28 protein-coding genes are annotated in these 22,457 nt (G+C 69.1%); 17 read left to right on the plus strand and 11 right to left on the minus strand.

Annotation, left to right across the window (positions count from 1 at the left end; all coding sequences use genetic code 11):
• Positions 1-4 precede the first annotated feature (4 nt).
• On the minus strand, positions 5-955 hold the full coding sequence (locus tag KV396_RS07660; RefSeq protein ID WP_247957414.1) for an ADP-ribosylglycohydrolase family protein: 951 nt from the start codon (positions 953-955) through the stop codon (positions 5-7).
• Positions 956-1,121: 166 nt separating this feature from the next.
• Here KV396_RS07660 and KV396_RS07665 point away from each other — a divergent pair, with 166 nt between their 5' ends.
• From KV396_RS07665 to KV396_RS07685, 5 genes are all read left to right on the plus strand, one after another.
• Entirely contained in the window at positions 1,122-1,895 is a 774-nt protein-coding gene (locus KV396_RS07665; RefSeq protein WP_247957415.1) for a DUF2510 domain-containing protein, read from the plus strand.
• Between the two features lie 112 nt (positions 1,896-2,007).
• Complete coding sequence (locus tag KV396_RS07670) at positions 2,008-3,411, plus strand: hypothetical protein (RefSeq protein ID WP_247957416.1); 1,404 nt, start codon at positions 2,008-2,010, stop codon at positions 3,409-3,411.
• A gap of 223 nt (positions 3,412-3,634) precedes the next feature.
• Complete coding sequence (locus KV396_RS07675; RefSeq protein ID WP_247957417.1) at positions 3,635-3,958, plus strand: hypothetical protein; 324 nt, start codon at positions 3,635-3,637, stop codon at positions 3,956-3,958.
• Positions 3,959-3,969: 11 nt separating this feature from the next.
• Positions 3,970-4,533 carry a hypothetical protein gene (locus KV396_RS07680; protein WP_247957418.1) on the plus strand — a complete coding sequence of 188 codons (564 nt, stop codon included), beginning with the start codon at positions 3,970-3,972 and terminating at the stop codon, positions 4,531-4,533.
• Entirely contained in the window at positions 4,526-4,762 is a 237-nt protein-coding gene (locus KV396_RS07685) for a hypothetical protein (protein ID WP_247957419.1), read from the plus strand. The genes KV396_RS07680 and KV396_RS07685 overlap by 8 nt, the downstream gene beginning before the upstream one ends.
• A gap of 150 nt (positions 4,763-4,912) precedes the next feature.
• Here the strand turns inward: KV396_RS07685 and KV396_RS07690 are convergent, their stop codons facing one another.
• A complete protein-coding gene (locus KV396_RS07690) occupies positions 4,913-6,193 on the minus strand; it encodes an MFS transporter (protein ID WP_247957420.1) in 1,281 nt (426 codons plus the stop codon).
• A gap of 82 nt (positions 6,194-6,275) precedes the next feature.
• Here KV396_RS07690 and KV396_RS07695 point away from each other — a divergent pair, with 82 nt between their 5' ends.
• Complete coding sequence (locus KV396_RS07695; protein WP_247957421.1) at positions 6,276-6,581, plus strand: ArsR/SmtB family transcription factor; 306 nt, start codon at positions 6,276-6,278, stop codon at positions 6,579-6,581.
• 4 nt (positions 6,582-6,585) lie between these two features.
• Here the strand turns inward: KV396_RS07695 and KV396_RS07700 are convergent, their stop codons facing one another.
• Together KV396_RS07700 and KV396_RS07705 are read right to left on the minus strand one after the other, a co-directional pair.
• Positions 6,586-6,795, minus strand: a complete 210-nt coding sequence (locus KV396_RS07700; RefSeq protein ID WP_247633218.1) for a helix-turn-helix domain-containing protein — start codon at positions 6,793-6,795, stop codon at positions 6,586-6,588.
• A complete protein-coding gene (locus KV396_RS07705; RefSeq protein WP_247957422.1) occupies positions 6,795-7,283 on the minus strand; it encodes a DUF2975 domain-containing protein in 489 nt (162 codons plus the stop codon). The genes KV396_RS07700 and KV396_RS07705 overlap by 1 nt, the downstream gene beginning before the upstream one ends.
• A 109-nt stretch (positions 7,284-7,392) precedes the next feature.
• On the opposite strand from KV396_RS07705, the gene KV396_RS07710 reads away from it, so the two are divergent.
• Complete coding sequence (locus tag KV396_RS07710; RefSeq protein ID WP_247957423.1) at positions 7,393-7,830, plus strand: hypothetical protein; 438 nt, start codon at positions 7,393-7,395, stop codon at positions 7,828-7,830.
• A 105-nt stretch (positions 7,831-7,935) separates the two neighbouring features.
• Here the strand turns inward: KV396_RS07710 and KV396_RS07715 are convergent, their stop codons facing one another.
• Positions 7,936-8,208 carry a helix-turn-helix domain-containing protein gene (locus KV396_RS07715; protein WP_247957570.1) on the minus strand — a complete coding sequence of 91 codons (273 nt, stop codon included), beginning with the start codon at positions 8,206-8,208 and terminating at the stop codon, positions 7,936-7,938.
• Positions 8,209-8,277: 69 nt separating this feature from the next.
• Between KV396_RS07715 and map the strand changes: the two genes are divergently transcribed.
• On the plus strand, positions 8,278-9,051 hold the full coding sequence (gene map / locus KV396_RS07720; RefSeq protein ID WP_247957424.1) for a type I methionyl aminopeptidase: 774 nt from the start codon (positions 8,278-8,280) through the stop codon (positions 9,049-9,051).
• A gap of 42 nt (positions 9,052-9,093) precedes the next feature.
• Here the strand turns inward: map and KV396_RS07725 are convergent, their stop codons facing one another.
• Both KV396_RS07725 and KV396_RS07730 read right to left on the minus strand, forming a co-directional pair.
• Positions 9,094-10,665, minus strand: coding sequence for a glycosyltransferase family 2 protein (locus tag KV396_RS07725; protein WP_247957425.1), 1,572 nt, complete (start codon positions 10,663-10,665; stop codon positions 9,094-9,096).
• A 269-nt stretch (positions 10,666-10,934) separates the two neighbouring features.
• Entirely contained in the window at positions 10,935-11,186 is a 252-nt protein-coding gene (locus KV396_RS07730; RefSeq protein WP_247957426.1) for a hypothetical protein, read from the minus strand.
• A gap of 125 nt (positions 11,187-11,311) precedes the next feature.
• Here KV396_RS07730 and KV396_RS07735 point away from each other — a divergent pair, with 125 nt between their 5' ends.
• The 3 genes from KV396_RS07735 (at position 11,312) to KV396_RS07745 (ending at position 15,969) form a co-directional block, all read left to right on the plus strand.
• Positions 11,312-11,941 (plus strand): PadR family transcriptional regulator, encoded by a 630-nt coding sequence (locus KV396_RS07735; protein WP_247957427.1) that lies wholly within the window; start codon positions 11,312-11,314, stop codon positions 11,939-11,941.
• Between the two features lie 72 nt (positions 11,942-12,013).
• The gene (locus tag KV396_RS07740; protein WP_247957428.1) at positions 12,014-13,708 is read left to right on the plus strand and encodes an ABC1 kinase family protein; all 1,695 of its coding nucleotides are present in this window, start codon (positions 12,014-12,016) and stop codon (positions 13,706-13,708) included.
• A gap of 323 nt (positions 13,709-14,031) precedes the next feature.
• Positions 14,032-15,969, plus strand: coding sequence for a BCCT family transporter (locus KV396_RS07745; RefSeq protein ID WP_247633210.1), 1,938 nt, complete (start codon positions 14,032-14,034; stop codon positions 15,967-15,969).
• A gap of 106 nt (positions 15,970-16,075) precedes the next feature.
• Here KV396_RS07745 and KV396_RS07750 read toward each other — a convergent pair whose 3' ends face one another.
• Together KV396_RS07750 and KV396_RS07755 are read right to left on the minus strand one after the other, a co-directional pair.
• Entirely contained in the window at positions 16,076-16,345 is a 270-nt protein-coding gene (locus KV396_RS07750) for a hypothetical protein (RefSeq protein WP_247957429.1), read from the minus strand.
• A 176-nt stretch (positions 16,346-16,521) separates the two neighbouring features.
• The gene (locus tag KV396_RS07755) at positions 16,522-18,084 is read right to left on the minus strand and encodes an SDR family oxidoreductase (RefSeq protein ID WP_247957430.1); all 1,563 of its coding nucleotides are present in this window, start codon (positions 18,082-18,084) and stop codon (positions 16,522-16,524) included.
• Positions 18,085-18,175: 91 nt separating this feature from the next.
• Here KV396_RS07755 and KV396_RS07760 point away from each other — a divergent pair, with 91 nt between their 5' ends.
• From KV396_RS07760 to KV396_RS07770, 3 genes are all read left to right on the plus strand, one after another.
• Positions 18,176-18,427: a hypothetical protein gene (locus tag KV396_RS07760; protein ID WP_247623803.1), complete on the plus strand. Its 252-nt coding sequence runs from the start codon at positions 18,176-18,178 to the stop codon at positions 18,425-18,427.
• A gap of 60 nt (positions 18,428-18,487) precedes the next feature.
• The gene (locus tag KV396_RS07765; RefSeq protein ID WP_247623802.1) at positions 18,488-18,661 is read left to right on the plus strand and encodes a CsbD family protein; all 174 of its coding nucleotides are present in this window, start codon (positions 18,488-18,490) and stop codon (positions 18,659-18,661) included.
• A gap of 97 nt (positions 18,662-18,758) precedes the next feature.
• A complete protein-coding gene (locus tag KV396_RS07770; RefSeq protein ID WP_247623801.1) occupies positions 18,759-20,330 on the plus strand; it encodes an MFS transporter in 1,572 nt (523 codons plus the stop codon).
• Between the two features lie 14 nt (positions 20,331-20,344).
• Here KV396_RS07770 and KV396_RS07775 read toward each other — a convergent pair whose 3' ends face one another.
• The gene (locus KV396_RS07775) at positions 20,345-20,911 is read right to left on the minus strand and encodes a MarR family winged helix-turn-helix transcriptional regulator (protein WP_247957431.1); all 567 of its coding nucleotides are present in this window, start codon (positions 20,909-20,911) and stop codon (positions 20,345-20,347) included.
• Positions 20,911-21,153: a hypothetical protein gene (locus tag KV396_RS07780; protein WP_247623799.1), complete on the minus strand. Its 243-nt coding sequence runs from the start codon at positions 21,151-21,153 to the stop codon at positions 20,911-20,913. The genes KV396_RS07775 and KV396_RS07780 overlap by 1 nt, the downstream gene beginning before the upstream one ends.
• 128 nt (positions 21,154-21,281) lie before the next feature.
• On the opposite strand from KV396_RS07780, the gene KV396_RS07785 reads away from it, so the two are divergent.
• From KV396_RS07785 to KV396_RS07795, 3 genes are all read left to right on the plus strand, one after another.
• Positions 21,282-21,722, plus strand: coding sequence for a MarR family winged helix-turn-helix transcriptional regulator (locus KV396_RS07785; RefSeq protein WP_247957432.1), 441 nt, complete (start codon positions 21,282-21,284; stop codon positions 21,720-21,722).
• Between the two features lie 105 nt (positions 21,723-21,827).
• Positions 21,828-22,157: a DUF7882 family protein gene (locus tag KV396_RS07790; RefSeq protein WP_247623797.1), complete on the plus strand. Its 330-nt coding sequence runs from the start codon at positions 21,828-21,830 to the stop codon at positions 22,155-22,157.
• Between the two features lies 1 nt (position 22,158).
• Positions 22,159-22,440: a hypothetical protein gene (locus KV396_RS07795; RefSeq protein ID WP_247957433.1), complete on the plus strand. Its 282-nt coding sequence runs from the start codon at positions 22,159-22,161 to the stop codon at positions 22,438-22,440.
• Positions 22,441-22,457: the final 17 nt, after the last annotated feature.

A 22,457-nucleotide genomic window follows, 5' to 3' on the forward strand; every position in this document is an offset into this window, starting at 1 on the left:
CGTGTCAGAGTGCGCCGGCCGACACGACCTTCTCCACCTGCCCCCGCAAATCCCGAGCCGAATACCCCGGCCACCCGTGCAACACCCCCACCCACTCCCCAGGCAGCCCCGACGCACCCCACACCGCCCCGCCCAAAGCCCCGGCGATCGCGGCGACCGTATCCGTATCCGCCCCACCCCGCACGGCCCGCTCCAAGGCATCGACCAACGAAGACGCCCCAACAACCGCGGCTAGCGCCCCCTGGAACGCGCGCACGACCCATCCGTTCTGCGGCATGAAGTCCCGCGGATGCGCCCCGGGCATCAGCGCCTCCTCAATCAACCCACCCCAGCGCGCAGCATCCGCCGCCGGCAGCAATGACAGCTGAGCCCGCACGTCGAGCTCGCCGGTGAGGATCGCGTGCCGGATCGCCGCCGACCAGAGGATGCAGGCCGAGGCGCTGTCCTGCTCCCAGTGGGTGAGCTTCGAGATCGCTTCGGCGACGGCCGCGAGTTCCGTGGCGGGCCGGTCGAGATATCCGAGCGCGAGCGGACCCGTGCGCATGAGCGCCCCGTTGCCTCCGCTGCGTCCGGCGCGTTCGTGCTCGGCGCGGGATGCCGCGAGCACATCGGCCTCGGTGAACGGCTGCGGGATGCGCGCGAGCACCGCGCGGGTCTGCGCGCCGACGTCTTTCGCGGTCTGCGCCCATCCGATCCAGCGTCCGACGATCTCCTCGCGCGACGCGGCATCCTCCAGCCGATCGCCGCGCGCGAGCACGTCGAGGATCGGCACGGCCATGCTCGTGTCATCGGTCCACTCGCCGACGCCGTGCCCGAACTGCCCGGCGCCGAACACGGGCGTCACCGCATCGTCGAGCGCCGGACCGAACTCGTACTGCGACCCGAGCGCATCGCCGGCGGCCGAGGCGAGCACGGCGCCGATCGCGCGGTCGAGCTGAGGGGCGGTGAGGGGCATGGGTGGGGCCTTCCGGTCGGCGAAAGCGGATCTCCTCAGAACGCTACAGTTCGATGTATCAATCCCGGAGGACCCGGCTCCTGGGATATGAGGTGCGCGGCATCCGCGCGCCCGTCTTCCCCCACGTCGAGCCATCCGCGCTCGACCCCAGCAGCATGGAGTCCCCGTGAGCAACGTCCCCGCCGGTTGGTACCCGAATCCCGACGACCCCACCCAGGTTCGCTATTGGGACGGAGCGCAGTGGACCCTCAGCACCGCGCCCGCCGTCACGCCCGCACCGGCGGCCGCCGCCGAGACGATGGTGCTGCCGACGACAGGGAACGCCACCTTCGCGCCGCCGCCCGCGCCGGCGTTCGAGGCGCAGCCGGCGGCTCTCGCTCCCGCGCGCCCGTCGTCATCGAAGAAGTGGCTCATCGGCGGCGCCATCGCCGCGGGCGTCATCGTGGTCGGATCCGTCGGAGCCGCGATCGGATCGGGCAATCGAACGGATGCCGCGCCCGAGGCGAGCACCGCCCCGGTGATCTCGACCCCGAGCGCCGAGCCCGTCGTCGAAGAGCCCAGCGCCACGCCGACGCCCACCCCGCAGCCCGTGGTGGTCGAGGTGGTGGATACCGTGGCGTTCCGCGCTCAGGCCGGGTCGCACCTCGACGACATGCAGAAGGACCTCGACGACATCGTCACGACCGTGAACGAAGACGGCTTCTGGCGACTACTCAGCAACAGCGGCGAACTTGCGTTCAACCTGGGACAGCTCGAGGCGCTCGACGTCCCCGCGAACGTCGCCGAGACCTGGCCCGCCGCCCTCACCGGGCTCGAGACCTCTCTCGACGCACTCACCGACGCGATCTCGACGCAGGACGGCCCGACGATCATCGCGGCGGTGGATGCCGTTCGCGGCCAGGTCGAGTCGAGCCGCGGGGTTGTGGGCACCGCGCAGTGAGGCCTGCTGCGAAGTAGACCGGTATTCCTCGCGCCGCTTTCGGCCGGTCGCGCAGAGGTGTCCGCGAGCATCGATACGGTGCCGAAGACACGTGTGTTCGACGAAACGGTAGGTGACGATGTTCGGTCGGTGGCGAAAGCGGAGTGAGGACGAGAAGACGTCGCAGGCTTCGACGGTTCAGCGGCCGTCGGCGGCTGAGATCGATGCGGAGTACGGCGATTACACCGCACGAATCCGCAAATCGTTGGTGTTCGGTGCGATCCTCGGGGTCTTCGGAGCGGGGGCGTTCGGTTTCGTCGCGTGGACGACGCAGACCTCTTCCGCCAGCGAGCGATCCGGAGCCACTGACGTGGGGCCAACGGTGATCCTCGCTGCCCTGCCTGCCTCGATCATGCTCGCCGGCTTCAGCATCCTCGCTGCGCTGGCGATCGCGTTGCAGCTCGCGGTCCGAACTCCTTCGGTGACGGAGACGCGCCCGGCGACTGCTGTCGCCCGCCGCCGCTTCCTCTGCTCGATCGCGAACCTGGTCGTGCCGAGCTCCGTTGCGCTGGCCGCATACTCGACTCCGGCTGCGCTTGCCGGGGCGCCCGAGACCCTCGACCTCGTTCGGGTTTTCGGTCCGTGGTTGTGCGCTGCATTCGTCGCGGTGATCGCGGCGGATGCGGGCGTGGCTTCCGACCCTGAGTACGACCGAGCGGAGATGGGGCGGCTCTACCGAGCCCGCGTCGCGCGCCGGGTGCTCGTCGGTCTGCGGATGGTCGGGGAACGCCGGGACGAAGTGACATCGCGCAGCATTGCGTGGCAATCCTTCGTGCTGGCGGGTGCGCCAGCCGCGACAGCGATCGTGTCGTTCGCCTCGGCCCCCGAACTCTTGCCGAGGCAGGCAGTTGCGCTCGTCATACTCGCCCTGGTCGTCGCCGGTGTCGTCTACGCCGTCGCCACCCGCGTGTACGTCAACATCATCGCGCGTGACTGGATCACCGTCTCGGGAATCATCACCGGGACGATTTTGGTCGGCGCGATCGGCTGGCTCATGCTGATCGGCATCTCCGCACGATGGATGGTCGCGGAACACTCCCTGGTTCCTGCGACGACGACGGTGGCGTGGGCTGTGGTGTACGTGGCCGTTCCGGCGATCGTCGCCGCCTGGTCGTTGATTCCATTCAGCGATGGCCGCCCAAGGCTCCTCGGGCTCGTCGTTCGTCGTGCGCTGCTCAAGAAGCTCAAGAACCGGAACCGGAGCGTGCAGCGGTCCGACGGCGCCACTTTCAACGGACTCGCGCTCGTCGCGCCATGGCTGAGCCCGTTCCTCCCCTTCGGCATCGTGCTCGGCGTTATCGCCAAGCAGCAGATCCGCCGATCGCGGATCGCGCGAGGTCAGCAGGAGCAGAGGGGCGAGTGGGTGGCGAATCTGGCGATCGGTCTCAGCCTGTTCTTCGTGGTCGTACTCATCGTCGCGTTGCTCTGTGTCGGTGCGATCGATACGCCGGAGTGGGATGAGTTCGTCTGGGGCTGAGGGAGGCCGAGTGTCCTCGGGGCGGACCCTTCGACAAGCTCAGGGACCCAGTCTCCGTGTGCGGCCCTTCGTCACTTCGTCTCGCTGCGCTTGCTCAGTACGGCGCTCGTCGGCTCGCACCTCGCTCAGGAACCGGACGTCGCTGTCAACCCTCCGCGACCCCGTCCACCCCACCCGCTAGCCTGGCCCCACCGACAACCGATCCCAACCGGAGGGGACCCGCATGTCATCCGAAGCCACCACCACGTTCCACTCGAACGCCGATGCCGCCGCCACTGCTGCAGCCGTGCAGAAGACCCTCGCCGACACGAAGGCGAAGGTGCTCGGGCAGAGTCCCGACGGCACGCAGATCGACTTCCAGACCCGCAAGACGATGCTCAACTGGGAGCTCATCGGGCGCGCGACGGTCGTGCCCGCGGCATCCGGGTCCGACGTGCACCTGTGGCTGAACGTGCACCACAACCGCCCGGCGGCACTCATGGACGGCGTCAAAAATAAGAAGGCCGTCGAGAAGCTCGCCGGTCAGATTCAGGCGAACCTCGGCTGACGGCATCCGCTGTGTCGTTCGTGCAGGTCGCCGACGGTCTCGCGATCGTCGATGAGATCCTGCGCATCCGCCGGGGTGAGCGTCGCGGACCCGACGGGCGCCCCGACGTCGAGGTCGACTGGCGCGCGCTCAGCCCGTGGATCGTCGAGAACGACCGGGTGAGGATCTTCCCGCTGGCGCGCTCCGAGGGCGACGACTCCGACGAACGGATGCCGGCGCTCCGACGCGAGCTCGAGATGGCGTTCGTCCACTTCTACGGAGGAGACGGGTTCCATGCGGAATCGCCGCTCGACCCCGACGAGGGATACGGCCGCGTGCTGAGTCGGGAGAAGCTCGTGTCGTTCCCGCGAGCGGTGTGGCGGGTGCAGGACTACGCGTTCACGCTCGTGCACGCCGTTGATCCGCACACTCCCGACGCGACGACGCTCGCGCTCCACATCTTCCCCGCCGAGTGGCGCTGGCCGGTGCTCGGCAACGCCGACACCAAACGCGCGGCCTCGCATCGCCGCCGCATCGAGAAGCAGGTGCGCGACGCGAACGCGAGTTGGACCTGGCCGGAGGATGCCGGTGAGTGACCGGCATCCGTGCTGCGATCCGTACCGCGACGGAGACCGCACCGACCCGAACGATGAGCAGCGCGCTGGTCGCGTGCGGATCGTCGAGACATCCGAGCCCGGCTGGTCGATGACCTACCGCGTCGAGTGCGCGACCTGCGCGCGCCGCTTCACCGTGACGCAGATCGACGGCCCGGCGCTGCGGTGGACGTGGGTTCCGCAGGGCGAGAAGCGCCGACGCGCGCACTGATCGGTGCGCAAGCGTGCACCGATCGGTGCCATATGTCGGTTATGGGCGCTCAGAACCGGCATTTCGCACCGATCCATGCACAACCGACCCGTGTACAACCGATCCGTGCACGCGCACCGATCCGTGCACAAGAGGCCGCAGCCCCCGCACCTACGCCCGCCGCACCCGCAATACGAACGCCACCGCCGCCAGCGTGATCACGACCACGCCGTATCCGAAGCACACCGCCTCGAGCCCGACGACGCCCACGAGCAGCCCCGCCGCCACGGCCGGCACCCCGAACGCGAGATACGCCAGCACGTAGATCACGGCGAACGTGTCGGCGCGCTCGGTCGCGGGGATCTTCGGCGCGAGTGACGCGACCACTCCCGAGAACGCGGTGCCGAAGCCCATGCCCGTGACTCCCGCGGCGACGAGATAGAAGGGGAGCGACTGCACCGAGAGCGCCGCGAGCGACAGCGCGGTTCCGACGGCGAGGGCCGCCGTGCCGAACAGGACGGTCGTGCGCGCCGGCATCCGACGCATCGCGAACGCGGTCACCGCGCCGACCCCCGCGAGCAGCACGACGCCCAGCCCCTGCCACACGTGCGCCTCGCCGCCGAGCTCGCCGCGCACGATGTTCGCACCGAGCGAGAGGAACAGCCCGCCGGTCGCCCAGCCCGCGATGATCGCGGGTGCACCGCGCCAGAAATCCGAACGGATGCCGGTGGGCACCGACAACCGGAAACTCAGCGACGCCCAGACTCCGGGCCGACGCGGCGCGGTCTCGGGGATCGCGAAGAACAGCGCGGCGAGCAGCACGTACGCGGTGGTGAGCGGCGCGAAGACATCGAGCAGTGCCTCGCCGGTCACGTCGAGCAGCACCGCCGACACAAGTGCGCCGGACGCGAGACCGATGCCGGGGCTCAGCGAGTTCCAGAGGGCCGCGGCCTTCGGGCGCCCGGCCGGGGCGAAGTCGAGCACCGTCGCCGAGAGCGCCGAGATGAGCAGACCGCTCGCCGCGCCCTGCAGGATACGGGCGAGGAACAGGGTGGCGACGGCATCCGCATGCCAGAACAGCACCATGCTGGCGGCGAGCAGCAGGAATCCGCCGACCGCCACCGGCCGCCGGCCGATGTGGTCGGAGAGCGAACCGGCCGTGAGGAGCGTGAGCAGCAGCGCCACCGCGTACACGGCGAACACCGCACTGATGACGATCGCGTCGAACCCGATCTGCTGCGCGAGCACCGGGTAGAACGGCGACGGCGCGCTCGCGCCCATCATCATCACGATCTGCGCGACGACCGCGAGCGGGAAGCCGAGGTTCCGCCCGGTTGCTGAGCGAGGAGCGGAGCGACGAGACGAAGGGCCCTGAGCGCGCGGCCCTTCGTCTCGCTGCGCTCGCTCAGGAACCGGGGTGGGTACAACCGTGATCGACTCGGTACTGGTCATCCGCTGCTCCTCAACCGTTCGAGTTTTCTCGAACCATCCGACCGTACTCGCCATCCGTCGATTGTTCAACTATTCTCGAACCATGCCTGGCGATCTTCCGCACCCGGAGCGCTCCGAGATCCAGCTGACCGACGTGCTCTTCGCGCTCAGCGACCCCGAACGCCTCGCCATCACCCGCCAGCTCGCCGACGGTCCGCTCGACATGGCCGCCTGCCACGCCACCGACCCGAACCTGCCGAAGTCGACCAAGTCGCACTTCATGAAGGTGCTGCGCGAGGCGGGCGTCATCCGCAACGAGCCCGACGGCCGGCGGCGACGCCTGACCCTGCGCCGCGACGACCTCGACGCCCTGTTCCCCGGGCTGCTGGACTCGGTGCTCGCGACCTGAGCCTCTACTCCTCCGGCACCCACCGCAGCAGGTCTCCGGGCTGACACTCGAGCGCCGCGCAGAGCGCGTCAAGGGTCGTGAACCGCACGGCCTTCGCGCGTCCGTTCTTCAGTACGGCGAGGTTCGTGGGCGTGATGCCGATGCGCTCGGCGAGTTCGCCGACGCCCATCTTGCGCCGCGCCATCATGACGTCGATGTCGACGACGACGGGCATCAGATCACCTCGTCGTCGAGCTCGGAGCGCAGCGCCATAGCCTCGGCATCCCGCGCGATCGCCTGACGGAGCAGCGCCTTCATCACCACGACCAGCAGCGCCATGCCGGCGAGCACCACGCCGATCCCGCCGATCAGGGCGATGATCCCCGGCGCCGCGTCGCCCGGGGCGAGCAGTGCCGCGAGGATCCAGGCGAGCACAGCGGCTGCGAGGATCGCCCCGATGATGACGTCGACGTATCGGAACGACGACGGCCGGAAGATCGACCCACGGCGCACCTTCGTCAGCAGCATCCACACGCACACGCCAAAGACCTGCAGCGTTGCCACCCCCAGCACGGCGATGATCACGAGCGCGATGCGCCCCCACAGCTCGGCGCCCTCGAGGTCGCTCCAGACGAGCGGAACGCCGACCGTCTGCACGATCAGCGAACCGATCAGTGCGAGCGCGATCACGACCCGGAGCGCGGCGATCGTCGCAGTGCCCATGTCTCCACCTTTCGTCGAGGAACAATAGCAATCTATCGTTAATCGTTCGATACGTCGCGATTCTCGCGAAATCGTTGCGATTGATCCACTTCGCGGCGAGGCTCGAAGCATGGCCATCACTGCGACTCGGATCGACGATTACTTCACCCGCTACGCCGCAACGTTGACGAACTTCGACGCCGGCGCGTGGGCCAAGCTGTGGGCCGAGCCGGGGGTGGTCGTCGACGACGCGGCGTCGATGGTGGCCGAGTCCCGTGAGGCGCTCGTGCAGGGGCTCGCGATGTCGTTCCCCCTGCACAAGCGGCTCGGTTTCGCCGCGGCGGGGCACGAGGTGCTCGACATCACTCTCGTGACGGAGAAGCTCGCACTGGTGCACGTTCGTTTCGCGTTCCGTGATGCCGAGGGTGCTCGCCTCAGCGAGATCACCAGCTTCTACCTGCTGCGCGACAACGGTTTCGGGCTGCAGACGGCGGTGTGCATCGAGACGGATGCCGCCGAGAAGACGCGCGAACTCGCCACCGCCCGAGGCGTCGAACTGCCGGGGTGACCGCGGGCTCGCCGTTCACAACTCCGGAGAATTGCACGCCGGACGGGCGTGGTTGCGCAGTTCCGGCCGAATCCGGTGCAGATTCCGGAGTTATGAACGCCGCGCCTACGAAGCCACGCGACCCGGGGCCGCGGCATCCGCGTCGATCTCGGCCCACACGGCGTCGAGGGAAAGACCCAGAACCCCCGCGATCGCGGCGATCGTCGAGAAGGCCGGTGTCGCGACGCGGCCGGACTCGATCTTGCGCAGCGTCTCGGGCGAGACGCCGGCGTCGAGCGCCACGCCCAGCATCGACCGCTCGCCACGCGCGGCGCGCAGCAGGGCACCGAGGCGCTCGCCGCGTTCGACCTCGGCGGGGGTGAGGGGCAGCCGGACCATCATGATGCCAATACTAATCCCGGGATAGGATTGCCGGGATAGTTATTGGTCGCCACCGGAAAGCACCCCATGATCGAAATCCTCACGCCCGACGAACTCGACCGCGCCCGCGCGACCGGCGCCCTCGTCGGCGACATCCTGCACGCGCTGAAGGCTCGGGCATCCGTCGGCACCAACCTGCTCGACATCGACCGCTGGGCGAAGCAGATGATCGAGGATGCCGGCGCCGAATCCTGCTACGTCGACTACGCCCCCTCGTTCGGTGACGGGCCGTTCGGTCACTACATCTGCACCGCCGTGAACGACGCCGTGCTGCACGGCATGCCGCACGACTACACACTCGCCGACGGCGACCTGCTCACCCTCGACCTCGCCGTCTCGCTGCGCGGGATCGCGGCCGACGCGGCGATCAGTTTCATCGTCGGGGAGACCCGCGACCCCGAGGACGAGCGCCTGATCGAGACGACCGAGCGCGCGCTCGCCGCCGGCATCGCCGCGGCCCGCCCCGGCGCCCGCATCGGCGACATCTCGCGCGCGATCGGCACGGTGCTGAAGGCCGAGGGGTACCCGATCAACATGGAGTTCGGCGGCCACGGCATCGGCTCGACGATGCACCAGGACCCGCACGTCGCCAACAACGGACGCCCCGGCCGCGGCTACGTGCTGCGCCCCGGCCTGCTGCTCGCTCTCGAGCCCTGGATCATGGCCGACACCGACGAGCTCGTGACGGATGCCGACGGCTGGACCCTCCGCAGCGCGACGGGTGCCCGCACCGCCCACACCGAGCACACGGTCGCGATCACGGAGACGGGCGCGGAGATCCTGACGCTGCCGACGCGGTAGGTGGGGTCCCCTGGGTGTCGAAGCGTCGCAGGGCAGCATGACCTAGCTGCGATGCAAGGCGCGACGTGCCCTCCGCGCCGACCGCCCGGCCAGGTCGCGCAGTCCCGTGCCCGACCCCTCGCGCTGCAGCTCGACGCCGCCGCTCGAGCCGGTCGTGAGAAGCACGGCGCTGCCGGCCAGCAGCGGTGACGATCCCGCGCGCATCAGCGCACCGGCATCCGACGTCACGGGCACGTCGAACGTCCACCCGGCCCGCCGCACCTTCGCCATCAGGCGCAGGGTCGAGGAGGGGCCGTGGTCGGCGAACACCCTCAACGGATCGATCGCGACCGAGATGCCGGAGCGCGCACGGGGTCGCTCGCTCGCGATGCGACGTTCGTCGCCGGGCTCGTCGCCGAGGAGGAACAGCTCGATCCGGTCGTTGGTGCGCTCCCGCCCGGCGATGAGCGCCTCGGGCGGCAGGTCGGTGAGCGATTCGAGCGGTAGCGACGACAGGCGGTCGGTCTCGGTGTCGAAGACGAGCGCCTCGCGCCCGTCGCGCAGGATGCTGACGTCGATCGACAGGTGCAGTCCGCCGCCGCGCGACCAGTTCGCCGAGGTCACCGCGGCCACACACGACAGCTCCGTCTCGAACTCCGCGAAGCGCACGAGGTCGTCGCGCAGCCCGGCGCGCAACAGCGCCGCGCGGATGCGGTGGGGGAACGACAGTCCGGCGTCCACGCCGGGGCCGAAGCGCCTCTCGACGATGGGGGTCACGACGTCGATCAGTCGGTTCCGGTATTCGGCGGGGTAGCGCAGCATCTGCCGGCCGCTCAGGCGCTTGAGGATCTTGCCGCGGAACCAGTGCCGCAGCAGTCGGTCGCGCAGGGTGCCCGGCTCGGTGTTCGCCTCGACGACGTCGAGCACGTTCTCGAGGTGCGGAAAGTAGGTCTCGGGATCGATGCGCGAAGCGCTCGCGCTGCCCGGATGCTTGACCCACGCGTAGCAGGGCACGCTCGCGAGGATCGAGATCTTCGACGCCGCGAAGTACGCCTGCATCACGTAGAGGTGGTCCTCGAGGCGCACGCGGCCGTCGGGGAAGCGGATGCCGTGGGCGCGCAGGAACTCCGTGCGGAACAGCTTGTGCGGTGTGAGCATCTCGAGCAGCGGGTGCTCGCCGAGCACGGCATCCGGAATATCGCGACGGAAGATGCGGCTCGGCAGGGCGCGTCCGATGCCCACCTCCTTGCCGACGACGACGTCGGAGCCGTTCGCATCGGCGTAGTCGCAGAGGGCCTGGAGGGCGGTGTCGAAGAGGTAGTCGTCCTGATCGACGAACTGCACGTAGGTGCCCTGCGCAGCCGCGACGCCTTCGTTGCGCGGCGTGCCCGGCCAGCCGGAATGCGGCAGATTCAGCACGCGAACATGCGGACGATCCTGAGCGACGCGGTCGAGGCGCCGCTTCGTCGCCTCATCGGATCCGTCGTCGCAGAGCAGGATCTCGAACTGATCCGGGCGCAGGCTCTGCCGGTCGAGCGAGGCGATGAGGTCGCGGAACCCGTCGCCCGGGTTGAAGACGGGCACGATCACGCTGACCCGGATGGACGGCTTCTGAATTCCGATATACGACGACATTGACGCCAGTAGAACAGTCGTCGCTGTGACGCGCACCGGGATTGCATTTCCCCCGGGCGTGTGGTGGGCACGATCGAGGCGGTCGGATCGCGGAGACGGCCTCTCGGCGCAGGGGCCCTTCGACAGGCTCAGGGACCCGGTGTCGGGGGACCCTTCGACAGGCTCAGGGACCCGGTGTCGCGGGACCCTTCGACAGGCTCAGGGACCCAGTTTCGTGCAGGTGCCCACCCCTGGGTCGCTGAGCTTGTCGAAGCGTCGCAGGGGCGGTCTCAGGGGGTCGATGGCCCGTCCGCTTCGCGCGGCGCGTCGGGCGAGGCGTCCGTCTTCTTCTTGTTCTGCGCATCGAACGCCAGCCCGATCGCGATGCCGAGCGACAGCCCGAGCCCCATACCGAGGCCGAGGTTGTCGAAGAACAGCAGACCGGCCACCACGCCGAACGGGATGCCGAGGGCGATGCCCATGACGAGGCCGGTCTGGGTCTCCTTCGCGGACTTCTCTGACTTCTCTCCGGGATCTGTCATGCATACGACGGTACGGAGGCCGGAGGGGCGGCGCATCCCCCTTGTGGGGGACCCGGATTCCCACCCCGCGCCCAGGTGAACGATATATCGTTGAGTATCGTTCACCACCCCATCTGGAGGTCACCATGAACAACGCATTCCCCTTCGGCGGAACCGGCAGCAACAGCAGCAACGCCGACAACCCGCTCGGCAACATCTTCGGCACCGGCGGCCTCGGCGGCCCCAACGGTCCGGCCGGCGCTCTCTTCGACGCCTTCGACCAGCTGCGCAAGTCGTTCGACCAGCAGCGTCCGTCCGGCGGCAGCCGCATGGCCCGCGGTGATGTCCGCGCGGCGGTGCTCTCGCTGCTCGCCGAGCGCCCGATGCACGGCTACCAGATCATCAACGAGATCTCCGAGCGCAGCGGCGGTTCGTGGAAGCCGAGCGCCGGCTCCGTCTACCCGACGCTCCAGCTGCTCGCCGACGAGGGCCTGATCGAGGCCGAGGAGCAGAACGGTCGCAAGACCTACTCGCTCACCGAGGCGGGTCGCGCCGTCGCCACCGAGACGACCGAGACGAAGGCTCCGTGGGAGTCGACCTCGAAGGACGGCCACCGCAACGACCCGCGTTTCCACGCGCTGCCCAAGGCCGGTGTCGACCTCGCCGCCGCCGCCGCTCAGGTCGGCCGCAGCGGATCGCCCGAGCAGGTGCAGGCCGCGATCGACGTGCTCGACGACGCCCGCCGTAAGCTGTACAGCATCCTCGCGCAGGACTGATCCGGCCGGGATGACGCGCTTCTGCCCGCCCGGCCTCCGGGCGGGCGTTCCCGACGGCGGAGGAAGAACACGATGACGGATGCCCCGGCGCAGAGCGCCCACCGCGCTCGCTACCGTCGCATCATCTCCTTCGCCGCTCGGGAGTTCGTGAAGATCTGGTGGTTCGAGCTCGTGCTGCCGCGCTTCGGCATGAGCGGTATCGCGGAGCGCACGCGCGCTCCGCGCATGCAGAAGTTCGCCCGCCGGTTCCACGGCCTCGCGGTCGAGCTCGGCGGCCTCATGATCAAGGTCGGCCAGTTCATGTCGTCGCGTCTCGACGTGCTGCCGCCCGAGATCACCGCCGAGCTCGCCGGCCTGCAGGACGAGGTGCCGGCCGTGCCGTTCGCCGATATCCGGGTGCTCGCCGAGGCCGAGCTCGGGATCCCGCTCGGGCGTGCGTTCGCGTGGGTCGACGAGACTCCTCTCGCCGCGGCATCCCTCGGTCAGGCCCACCGGGCGAAGCTGTCGGAGCAGGATGCCGCCGACACCGGGCTCGACACGGTCGTGGTGAAGGTGCAGCGTCCGGGGATCGACGGCATCGTCGCGACCGACCTCGCCGCCCTGCGCCGGGTCGGCAAGTGGCTCACGCGGGTGCGCATCGTGTCGGACCGGGTGGATGCCCCCGCCCTCGTCGAGGAGTTCGCGGCCACGAGCCTCGAGGAGATCGACTACCTGCACGAAGCGGCATCCGCCGAGCGTTTCCGGGAGGCCTTCGCCGACGACCCGCGCGTCGACGCACCGGAGATCGTGTGGGAGCGGTCGACCCGCCGTGTACTGACCCTGTCGGACGTCACGGCCATCAAGATCAACGACACCGACGCGCTGCGCGCCGCCGGTATCGACCCCGCGCAGGTCGCCGAGGTGTTCGCCGAGGTCATGTTCGACCAGGTGTTCACGCACGGCTTCGTGCACGCCGACCCGCATCCCGGCAACATGTTCGTGACGCCGCGGGCGGCGGGAGCGGATGCCGGTGACCCGCCGTGGCACCTCACCTTCATCGACTTCGGCATGATGGCCGAGGTCCCGGCGAACCTGCGCGCCGGCCTGCGCACCCTCCTGATCGCGGTGACCGCGCGGGACAGCCGCGGACTCGTCGCCGCCGCGAAGGAGATCGGGGTGCTGCTGCCCTCGGCCGACACCGGCGAGCTCGAACGGGCGCTCACCGCCCTCTTCGCACGCTTCGGCGGCATGGGCTTCGCGGAGCTGTCGAAGGTCGACCCGCGCGAGTTCGCCGACTTCGCCGACGAGTTCGGTGACATGGTGCGCCGTCTTCCGCTGCAACTGCCCGAGCACCTGCTGCTGCTGATCCGCGCGGTGTCGCTCACCTCGGGCATGTGCAGCGCCCTCGACCCGACGTTCAACGTGTGGGATGCGGCCGAGCCCTACGCCAACCGGCTGCTGCGCGACGAGAGCGGCAACCTCGTGCAGGACATGGCGCAGCGCGCGATGAAGACCGCCGGCATCACGATGCGCCTTCCCGACCGCATCGACGCGATCATCACCCGCGTCGACGACGGCAACGTCACCTTCGACACGTCCCGGCTCGAACGCCGTCTCGACCGGCTCGACGGCATCGCCCGCCGCATCGGGTCGGGCGTGCTCTTCGCCGCGATGCTCGTGGGCGGCGCACTGCTCGTCGAGCCGGTGCCCGGTCTCGGTTACACCCTGCTCTGGGCATCCGCTCTGCCCCTGTTGCACTCGGTGTTCTCGGGCTTCTTCCGCCGGTAGCCGCGGGGCCGCGCTGCGACGCTTCGACAGGCTCAGCGACCCAGGGCGGGTGTCTTTGAACTGGGTCCCTGAGCCTGTCGAAGGGCCCCGCCGCGGCCGCGAGCGGAGGAGATCTCGCGTTCGGCAGGAGCATCCGCCGCTTTTGGTCCTGCGCAGCGAGAGTTCTCCTCCCGAGCGAACGGATGCTGCCGCCCTGCGACGCTTCGACAGGCTCAGCGACCCAGGGTGGGGGTGTCTCGGAACTGGGCCCCTGAGCTTGTCGAAGGGCCCCGCCCCGCGCAAGCCCCCGTCCCTATGAATGCGCCGTGGGAGAATGGTTTCTCATGGAGACCCCCGAAGAGAAGCCTCCCCGCACGACCGCCACCAATATCGTCCCCAAGGCCACCGAGACGGGCCGCAAGATCGTCCGCGACATGTCGGCCGTTCCGCCGCGCGGACTGCACCCGGCGCTGATCCCCGGCGTCTCGGTCGAAGAGACCGGGCGCACCTATCGCACCGACCACCTCGTGTTCGGCGTTGCGCTCTTCGCGACCGTCGCGTTCATCGCCTGGGGCGTGTTCGCGGGCGACAACCTGTCGGGCACGGCGAGCAGTGTGCTCGCGTGGGTGGTCGAGTACTTCGGCTTCTTCTTCACGACGATCGCCACCGTGATCCTCGTGTTCATGCTGTTCGTCGGCTTCAGCCGGTACGGGCGCATCCCGCTCGGCCGCGACGACGAAGAGCCCGAGTTCTCGATGTTCTCGTGGATCTCGATGCTGTTCGCCGCCGGCATGGGCATCGGGCTGGTGTTCTGGGGTGCGGCCGAGCCGCTCACGTTCTTCGAGACGCCGCCGCCCGGCACCGTCGAGGCCAACACCCTCGAGGCGATGCACACCGCGCAGGCCCAGGTGCTCTACCACTGGGGTCCGCAGGCCTGGGCGTTCTACGCGCTCGTCGGCGGCGCGATCGCGTACGGTGCATTCCGCCGCGGCCGCACCCCGCTGATCTCGTCGATCTTCGCGCCGCTGCTCGGCGAGGGCCGCACGACCGGTCCCCTCGGCCGCACGATCGACATCTTCTCGATCATCGTCACGCTCTTCGGCACGGCCGCCTCGCTCGGACTCGGCGCCCTGCAGATCGGCCACGGCGTGGAGCTCGTCACCGGCATCGGAGAGGTCGGCAACGGCATCCTGATCGCGGTCATCGCCGTGCTCACCGCGTGCTTCATCGCCTCGGCCGTCTCGGGCGTCTCGAAAGGCATCCGCGCGCTCTCCAACACCAACGCCGTGATGGCACTGGTGCTCGCGTTCTTCGTGTTCTTCGTCGGGCCGTCGATGCTCATCCTCAACGTCATCCCCTCGGTGGCCGTGCAGTTCCTCGGAGACCTGCCCACCATGATCGCCCGCTCGGCGTCGCAGGGTGCCGAGGTCGAGATGTTCCTCTCGGGCTGGACGATCTTCTACTGGGCCTGGTGGATCTCGTGGTCGCCGTTCGTCGGCATGTTCATCGCGAAGATCTCGCGCGGCCGCACGCTGCGCCAGTTCGTGGCGGTCGTGATCGTCGTGCCCTCGGCCATCTCGCTCATCTGGTTCGCGATCTTCGGCACCACGGCGATCAGCCAGCAGATGGACGGCGCCGGGCTCGTGGTCGATCCGCCCGAAGAGGTGCTGTTCGGCGTGCTCGAGAACCTGCCGTTCCCGCTGATCACGAGCATCCTGCTGATCCTGTTGATCTCGATCTTCTTCATCACCGGCGCCGACTCGGCCTCGCTCGTGATGGGCACGCTGTCGCAGCAGGGTCGTCCGGAGCCCGCGCGCTGGGTCACGGTCACCTGGGGCGCCCTGGTCGGCGCGATCGCCGCGGTCGTGCTCGTGTCGGGTGACGAGGGGAGCGGGCTGCAATCGCTGCAGAACGTCACCATCATCGCCGCGCTGCCGTTCGCGGTGATCATGGCGTTCATGATGGTCGCGTTCATGATCGACCTGCGCCGCGACCCCATGATCCTGCGCGAGCGGTATGCCCGTGCGGCGGTGCGCCACAGCGTCATGGCCGGGCTCGAGGAGTACGGCGACGACTTCGCCCTCGTGCCCGTCGAGTACGACCACTCGGGTGACGACCTCGCCTGGATCGACGAGGAGACCGTCGACGAGACGCTCTCCGAGGTCTACGAGGCGGCGACCGAGGCCATCGACATCATCCCGCAGGGAGACGTGGACGCCGCGGTGGATGCCGCCGTCGACCCCGAGCAGACGGATGCTCCGGAGCGGCCGCGCGTCGACTGATCGGTGTGCGCGGGGGCCCTTCGTCTCGTCGCTGCGCTCCTCGCTCAGGAACCGGTTCCGGTTCCTGAGCGAGCGCAGCGAGACGAAGGGCCGACCCGGCGAAACCTCAGCCGAGGCGGGTCAGGCGCACGACGAGCAGGCCGACCGAGGTGATCAGCACGAAGTAGCTGAGCACGAGTCCGAGGATCGCGGCGAGCAAGAACCGCCCGCGGTCACGCAGGGCGCGGTGCCCGACGAACACTGCCGCTCCGGCGACGACGATCGCGACGAGATAGCCGATGACGCCGCTCGTGAACGTGAGGAACACGATCAGCGCCACGATCCCCGCGGCCAGCGCGACGAGGTGGCGGTAGGGGTTCGGTTCGGCCTCGGTCATGCCCCCGAGCCTATCCAGGCGCGCTCCGCGTGGTGGGTGCTTCGACAGGCTCAGCAACCCAGTTTCTTGGCTCAGCAACCCAGTTTCTTGGCTCAGCAACCCAGCTTCTTGGCTCAGCAACCCAGAGGCACGGTCGGATCTGGGTCCCTGAGCCTGTCGAAGGGTCCCGCCACGAGTTACTCCGCACCCTCCGCCGTGGCGGTGATGCGAGCGGCCATGCCGGCGAAGATCGCGCCGTGGAAGGGCAGCACCGCGAGCCAGTACAGACGTCCGCTCAGCCCGCGCGGGAAGAACACCGCCCGCTGCTCGTACCGGGCGCCCGTCCCCTCCGGCAGCGCGCGCAGTTCGAGCCAGGCCGAGCCCGGCACCTTCATCTCGGCGCGCAGCCGCAGCAGCCCTCCGCTGGCGGGTGAGGCATCCGTCGTCGTGCCCGGTGCCTCGACGGCTTCGACGCGCCAGAAATCGATCGCGTCGCCGACCCGCGCGTCGGTGCGGCTGCGGCGCCCGCGGCGCAGGCCGACCCCGCCGACGAGGCGGTCCATGAGACCGCGCACCGCCCACAGGAACGGCGACGAGTACCAGCCGTTCGATCCGCCGATGCCCAGGATCACGCGCCACAGCTGATCGACGGATGCCGTCGTCTCGAGCGACCGTGCATCCGTGAACACCGTGCGCCCGGCCCAGTCGGGGTCGCTCGGCAGCGGGTCGCTCGGTGCGCCCGAGACCTCGGCATCCTGCCAGCTCGTCTCGATCGTGTCGTTGTTCGACCGGCCGATCGCGAGCGCGACGGCCCGGCGATACGGGGTCAGGCCGCCCGTCGGCCGCGGGATGAGGTCGTCGACGTCGCGGTTCTTCACGACGCACTCGTTCTGCAGCGAGGCGACGAGCGGGCGCGCGATCGAGCGCGGCACCGGCGTCACGAGGTTCACCCAGTGCGAGGCGAGCCCCGGGGTGAGCACGGGCAGGGCGGCGATCGCGCGCTGGGGGAGTCCGGCCTCGACCGCGTAGCCGTTCATCATCTGTCCGTAGCGCAGCACGTCGGGTCCACCGATGTCGACCGCCCGGTTCACGCCCTCGTCGACCCGTGCGGCGCCGAGCAGATAGTGCAGCACGTCGCGGATCGCGATCGGCTGGATGTGATTGCGCACCCACTTCGGGGCGGGCATGTACGGCAGCACCTCGGTGAGGTGACGGATCATCTCGAACGACGCCGAGCCCGACCCGATCACGACCCCGGCCTGCAGCACGAGCGTCGGCACCCCTGATTCGAGGAACACCTCGCCCACCCGCACGCGCGAGCGCAGGTGCGGCGACAGCTTCACGTCGTCGGGATGCAGTCCGCCGAGGTACACGATGCGGCGGGCCCCGGCCTTCGCCGCGGCATCCGCCACCGTCTGGGCCGCGCGTTCGTCGGCCTCTTCGAAGTCCTTGCCGGCGCCCATCGAGTGGATCAGGTAGTAGACGACATCGACGTCGCGCATGGCCTCGGCCACGGCATCCGCGTCGTCGGCCGAGCCCTCGACGATCTCGCAGTCCGGACCCCAGGGGAAGGATGCCGCGCGCGCCGCGTCGCGCGCCAGAACCCGCACCCGGTACCCGGCGTTGAGCAGGCGCGGGGTGAGGCGTCCGCCGATGTAGCCGGTCGCTCCGAGGACCAGGGCGACGGGGGCGCTGCCGTCGTCTCGGGGGATCGCGCGCAGGTCGTCTTCGCGTCCGGTGGGCTGGGTGAGCTCGGTCATGTCCCGAGCGTAGGTCGGATCACCGGAGATTTCACTAGGCTGGCGTTTCACTAGTCAAACTAGTAATCTTTCTTCCGAGGAAGGTGATTCGATGTCCCCGGCAGTGGAGAAGACCCGCACGATCGGCACCCGACGCGCCCTCCGCCGGACGCCCGGGATGATCCCCGCAGACGGCGTCGACCTCACCCCGCTGTCGGCCCGGCAGGCCGTCGGCCGCATGTCCGGCATCACCGCTCCCGTCGAGCGCCGATCCTTCTGGCGCGCCGCCGGGATCGTCGGCGGCGTCTCGCTCGTCGCCGCGGCATCCGCTCCGCTCATGGCCGGACTGCTGCTCTCCGGATGACCCGGCATCCCCGGATGCCCCACCAGACCATCGCGAACCACCGAGAAGAAAGGAGCCCCCATGGGACTCGACGACAAGATCAAGAACGCCGCAGAGGACATCGCCGGTAAGGCGAAGGAGGCTGCGGGCAAGGTGACCGGCAACGAGAAGCTCGAGGCCGAGGGCAAGGCCGACCAGGCCAAGGCCGACGTGAAGAAGGCCGGCGAGAACGTCAAGGACGCCTTCAACAACTGAGCGAGCCGCAGGAACTTCGGGGAGACGGTGGGTGTACCGTCTCCCCGAACTCTGTCCCGGGGCATCCGTCCCGCGACGGGAAGAAAGTGAGAACGACATGTCCGATCCCGTGAAGAGCGAATCCCTCTGGCAGCGGCTGCTCCGCCGCTTCCGACCGGCGCCCACCGAACCGCGTCGGCTCACGGTCGATGACGTGACGGTGGTCGACCGGCCCATGCTCCGACGGGCGGTCGCCGGAACCGTGGTCGGCAACCTCATGGAGTGGTACGACATCGGCGTCTACGGCTACCTGGCGGTCATCATCGGACGGGCGTTCCTGCCGGATGCCTCGGCCGGGGCGCAGTCGCTCTTCTCGCTCGGCGTGTTCGCCGTGACCTTCGTCGCGCGCCCGCTCGGCGGCATCGTGCTCGGCCAGCTCGGTGACCGGATGGGGCGCCAGCGCGTGCTCGCCTTCACGCTCATCATGATGGCGGCCGCGACGTTCCTCATCGGCGTGCTGCCCGACTTCTCGGTCATCGGGGTCTGGGCGCCCATCCTGCTGATCGTGCTCAAGCTCGCGCAGGGCTTCTCCACCGGCGGCGAGTACGCCGGCGCGACGACCTTCATCACCGAGTACGCGCCCGACAAGCGACGCGGGTTCTACGCCTCGCTGCTCGACCTCGGCTCGTACATGGGCTTCGCGATCGGCGCCGCGTTCGTCTCGATCCTCCAGCTCACGCTGTCGGCCGACGTCATGCAGGGCTTCGCCTGGCGCATCCCGTTCCTGGTCGCGCTGCCGCTGGGACTCATCGCCATCTACTTCCGACTCAAGATCGAAGACACCCCCGCTTTCCAGGAAGCGCAGGATGCCGCGGCCCACGCCGCCGACGAAGCGCAGGCGGCGGCGGATGCGCCCAAGGGTGTCATCGCCCTCATCCGCGCGTACTGGCGCGAACTGCTCACGGCCTTCGTGCTCGTCGCCGCGGCGAACACGGTCGGCTATGCGCTCACCTCGTACATGCCCACGTATCTCACCGGAACCCTCGGCTACGACGAGGTGCACGGCACGCTGCTGACGCTCCCGGTGCTCGTGGCGATGGCCCTCTGCATCCCGCTCACCGGTCGACTCTCCGACCGCATCGGCCGCAAGAAGGTGCTGTTCATCGGCTCGACCTCGGCGATCGTGCTCGCGGTGCCCGCGTTTCTGTTCATGATGCACGGCGAGATCTGGTCGACCGTTCTGGGCCTCGTGCTGCTCGCGTTCCCGGTGACGTTCTACGTCGCCAACCTCGCCTCGTCGCTGCCGGCGCTCTTTCCCACGTCGTCGCGCTACGGCGGCATGGGCATCTCGTACAACCTGGCGGTGGCGCTGTTCGCCGGCACGGCGCCGGTCGTGATGGAAGCGCTCGTGCAGATGACGGGTTCGTCGCTCGCGCCCGCGTTCTACGTGATCGGCACGTCGATCGCCGGGTTCATCGCGGTGGTCGTGCTCAAGGAGTCGGCGCGCCGACCGCTGCCCGGCGCGATGCCGAGCGTGCAGACCGAGCAGGAGGCCATCGAGCTCGTCGAGGGTCAGGACGACAACCCCGACCTCGACCTCGACGAGCTGTTCCCCGAGCGGGTCGAGCAGGCGGCGGATGCCGCGGGTGACGCCGACGGCGCCGAGCCGGCGGAGCCCGAGAAGGTCTGAGGCGGGCGGGCGGGCTAGTCGCCCGCCCCTCCCTCGCCCTGCGCTTCCTCGTGGTCGCGGATCACGTCGCGCAGTTCCTGATCGAGATCGGATGCCTCTTCGATCGCCGAGGTCATCCCGGCGAGGAAGCGGGTGACCACCGCGCGCTCCTTGTCGGACATCTCGTCAACGAGCGAGAGCATCCGCCGGTGCATCGCACCGAGAGTGTGGCGCACCTCGTCATCGCTGCTGACCGTGGGGACGACGATGCCCGCGCGCCGGTCGGTCGGGTGCGCCTCGCGGCGGACGTGCCCGCCCTTCTCGAGGCGGTCGATGAGGGTCGTGGTGGATGCCGTCGAGATGTCGAGCATGCGGGCGATGTCGATCGAGCGCACGATGCGTCCGGCGCGCTGCTCGCGCAGCAGGAAGCGCAGCGCGACGAGATCGGTCTCGTTCATGCGCATCGACGCGCGCGTGCGGGCACGCATCGCGGTCTCGGCCGAGCGGTAGCGGCGCAGCAGGTTGAGCACGTCGACCGTGCTGGCGGACTCGGTATCGGGGTACCAGTAGCCGGAGCGGGTGAACTCCTCGGAACTCTCCATCACGCCACCCCTTCGTTCTCGGCGCTCACGCTCTGCGACTCGCGCTCGAGCATCTCGATCGTGCCGTCCTCGACCTCGGCGGGCACGATCTGCAGCACGCCACCGGTGATCGCGTCGTGCTCGGCGGCCGCGACCTGCTCCAGCCGCCACACCGGCACGGTGGGGAAGCGCTCGCGCAGGCGCTCGACCATGTCGGAATACAGGATGTATCCCGCTTCGTCGAGAGTGAATCGCTCAGCCATGGCATCCTTTCCGGCAGGCGGTATTCCATCTTCTCACCAGAAAGACGCCCTGATCGCCATTGAAAACCGCTAGGCCACCTTGTTACGTGAGCGTCTTGTAGCATGGAGGGGTCAGGGGGTGACACTTGGTGAATGAAACGACGACGATCACATCCGATCTCGTGCACTGCGTCGACGAGTTCCGTCGGGTCGATGCGCAGTTCGCGCGACGCCTCGCTGCGGTGCGCGCTCCGAACGACACCGACCGGGTCGCCATGCGGTTCATCGCGGACGCGCCGGCCGACGCCCCGGTGACGCCCGGTGATCTCGCGGCGCACCTGAGCGTGAGCACCGCGGCCATCACGAGCGTGATCCGCCGCCTGCAGGAGCGCGGTCAGATCGTGGTCGCCCCGCACCCGGCCGATGCCCGGTCGAAGGTGCTGCGCCCCTCGCTGCGCGACATCAACTCGCCCGTGGACGACCTCACGCGCCGCGTCGAGGCGATCGGCGAGGAGTTCACCCCCGAGCAGACCGCCGTGATCACCCGCTTCCTCCGTCGGCTCACCGAGGAGATCGACGACCTTCCGTAGGCTCGCGTCGACCGTTACATCTCTCGATGTTTCAGTCGGCTTTGAAAGTAACTAGGTAACCTAGTAATGTAAATCTCACGCAGTCTCGACCACGAGGAGAGCAGCATGGGACACCTGACCTACGGAAACACCAACGCCCCGATCGACGTGGATGACGCCCTGCTCGTTCACCTCCGGGCCGTCACCGTCACGAAGCTCCGGCGCAACGAGTCGTTCGCCCTCACCGTTCCGACCTTCGACGGCACGGTCCAGACGCTCTGGATCCACGCCTCCATCCCCCTCCGGTTCTCGTTCGACGGCGACCCCCAGCTGCACCGGCCGCTGCTCGCGAAGATGATGGAGGCCGCGAACTCCGCGAACGGTCTCGACCTCTCGCGTGAGGAGTACGCCTCGTCGCTCGAGCAGGCCCGCGAACTCCAGACTGTGAGCGCCTGACATGCCCCATCGAGATCGCAAGGCGTCGCGCGCGTCACTCGCGAAACCGCGCCGCCGGTTCACTGTTGCTCTGCCTCCCCGCGGTCTGTGGGTCGAGGTCGAGCGCGGATTCCACGTCGGCAACGAGCGCGGGGTGTTCCTCGGCTCGGTGAAGGCCGCCGACCCCGAACCCGGTTACCACGCCTTCGGGCCGACCTCCGAGCACATCGGGTGGTTCGACGAGCTCGAAGCGGCGAAGGTCGCCGTGATCGCGGCCACCGGAGTGGGCTCGCTGGCCCGCTGACGGCTCGGCGCCCTTCG

Origin of the sequence: Microbacterium galbinum (assembly GCF_023101185.1) — a bacterium.
Lineage (GTDB): Bacteria > Actinomycetota > Actinomycetes > Actinomycetales > Microbacteriaceae > Microbacterium > Microbacterium galbinum.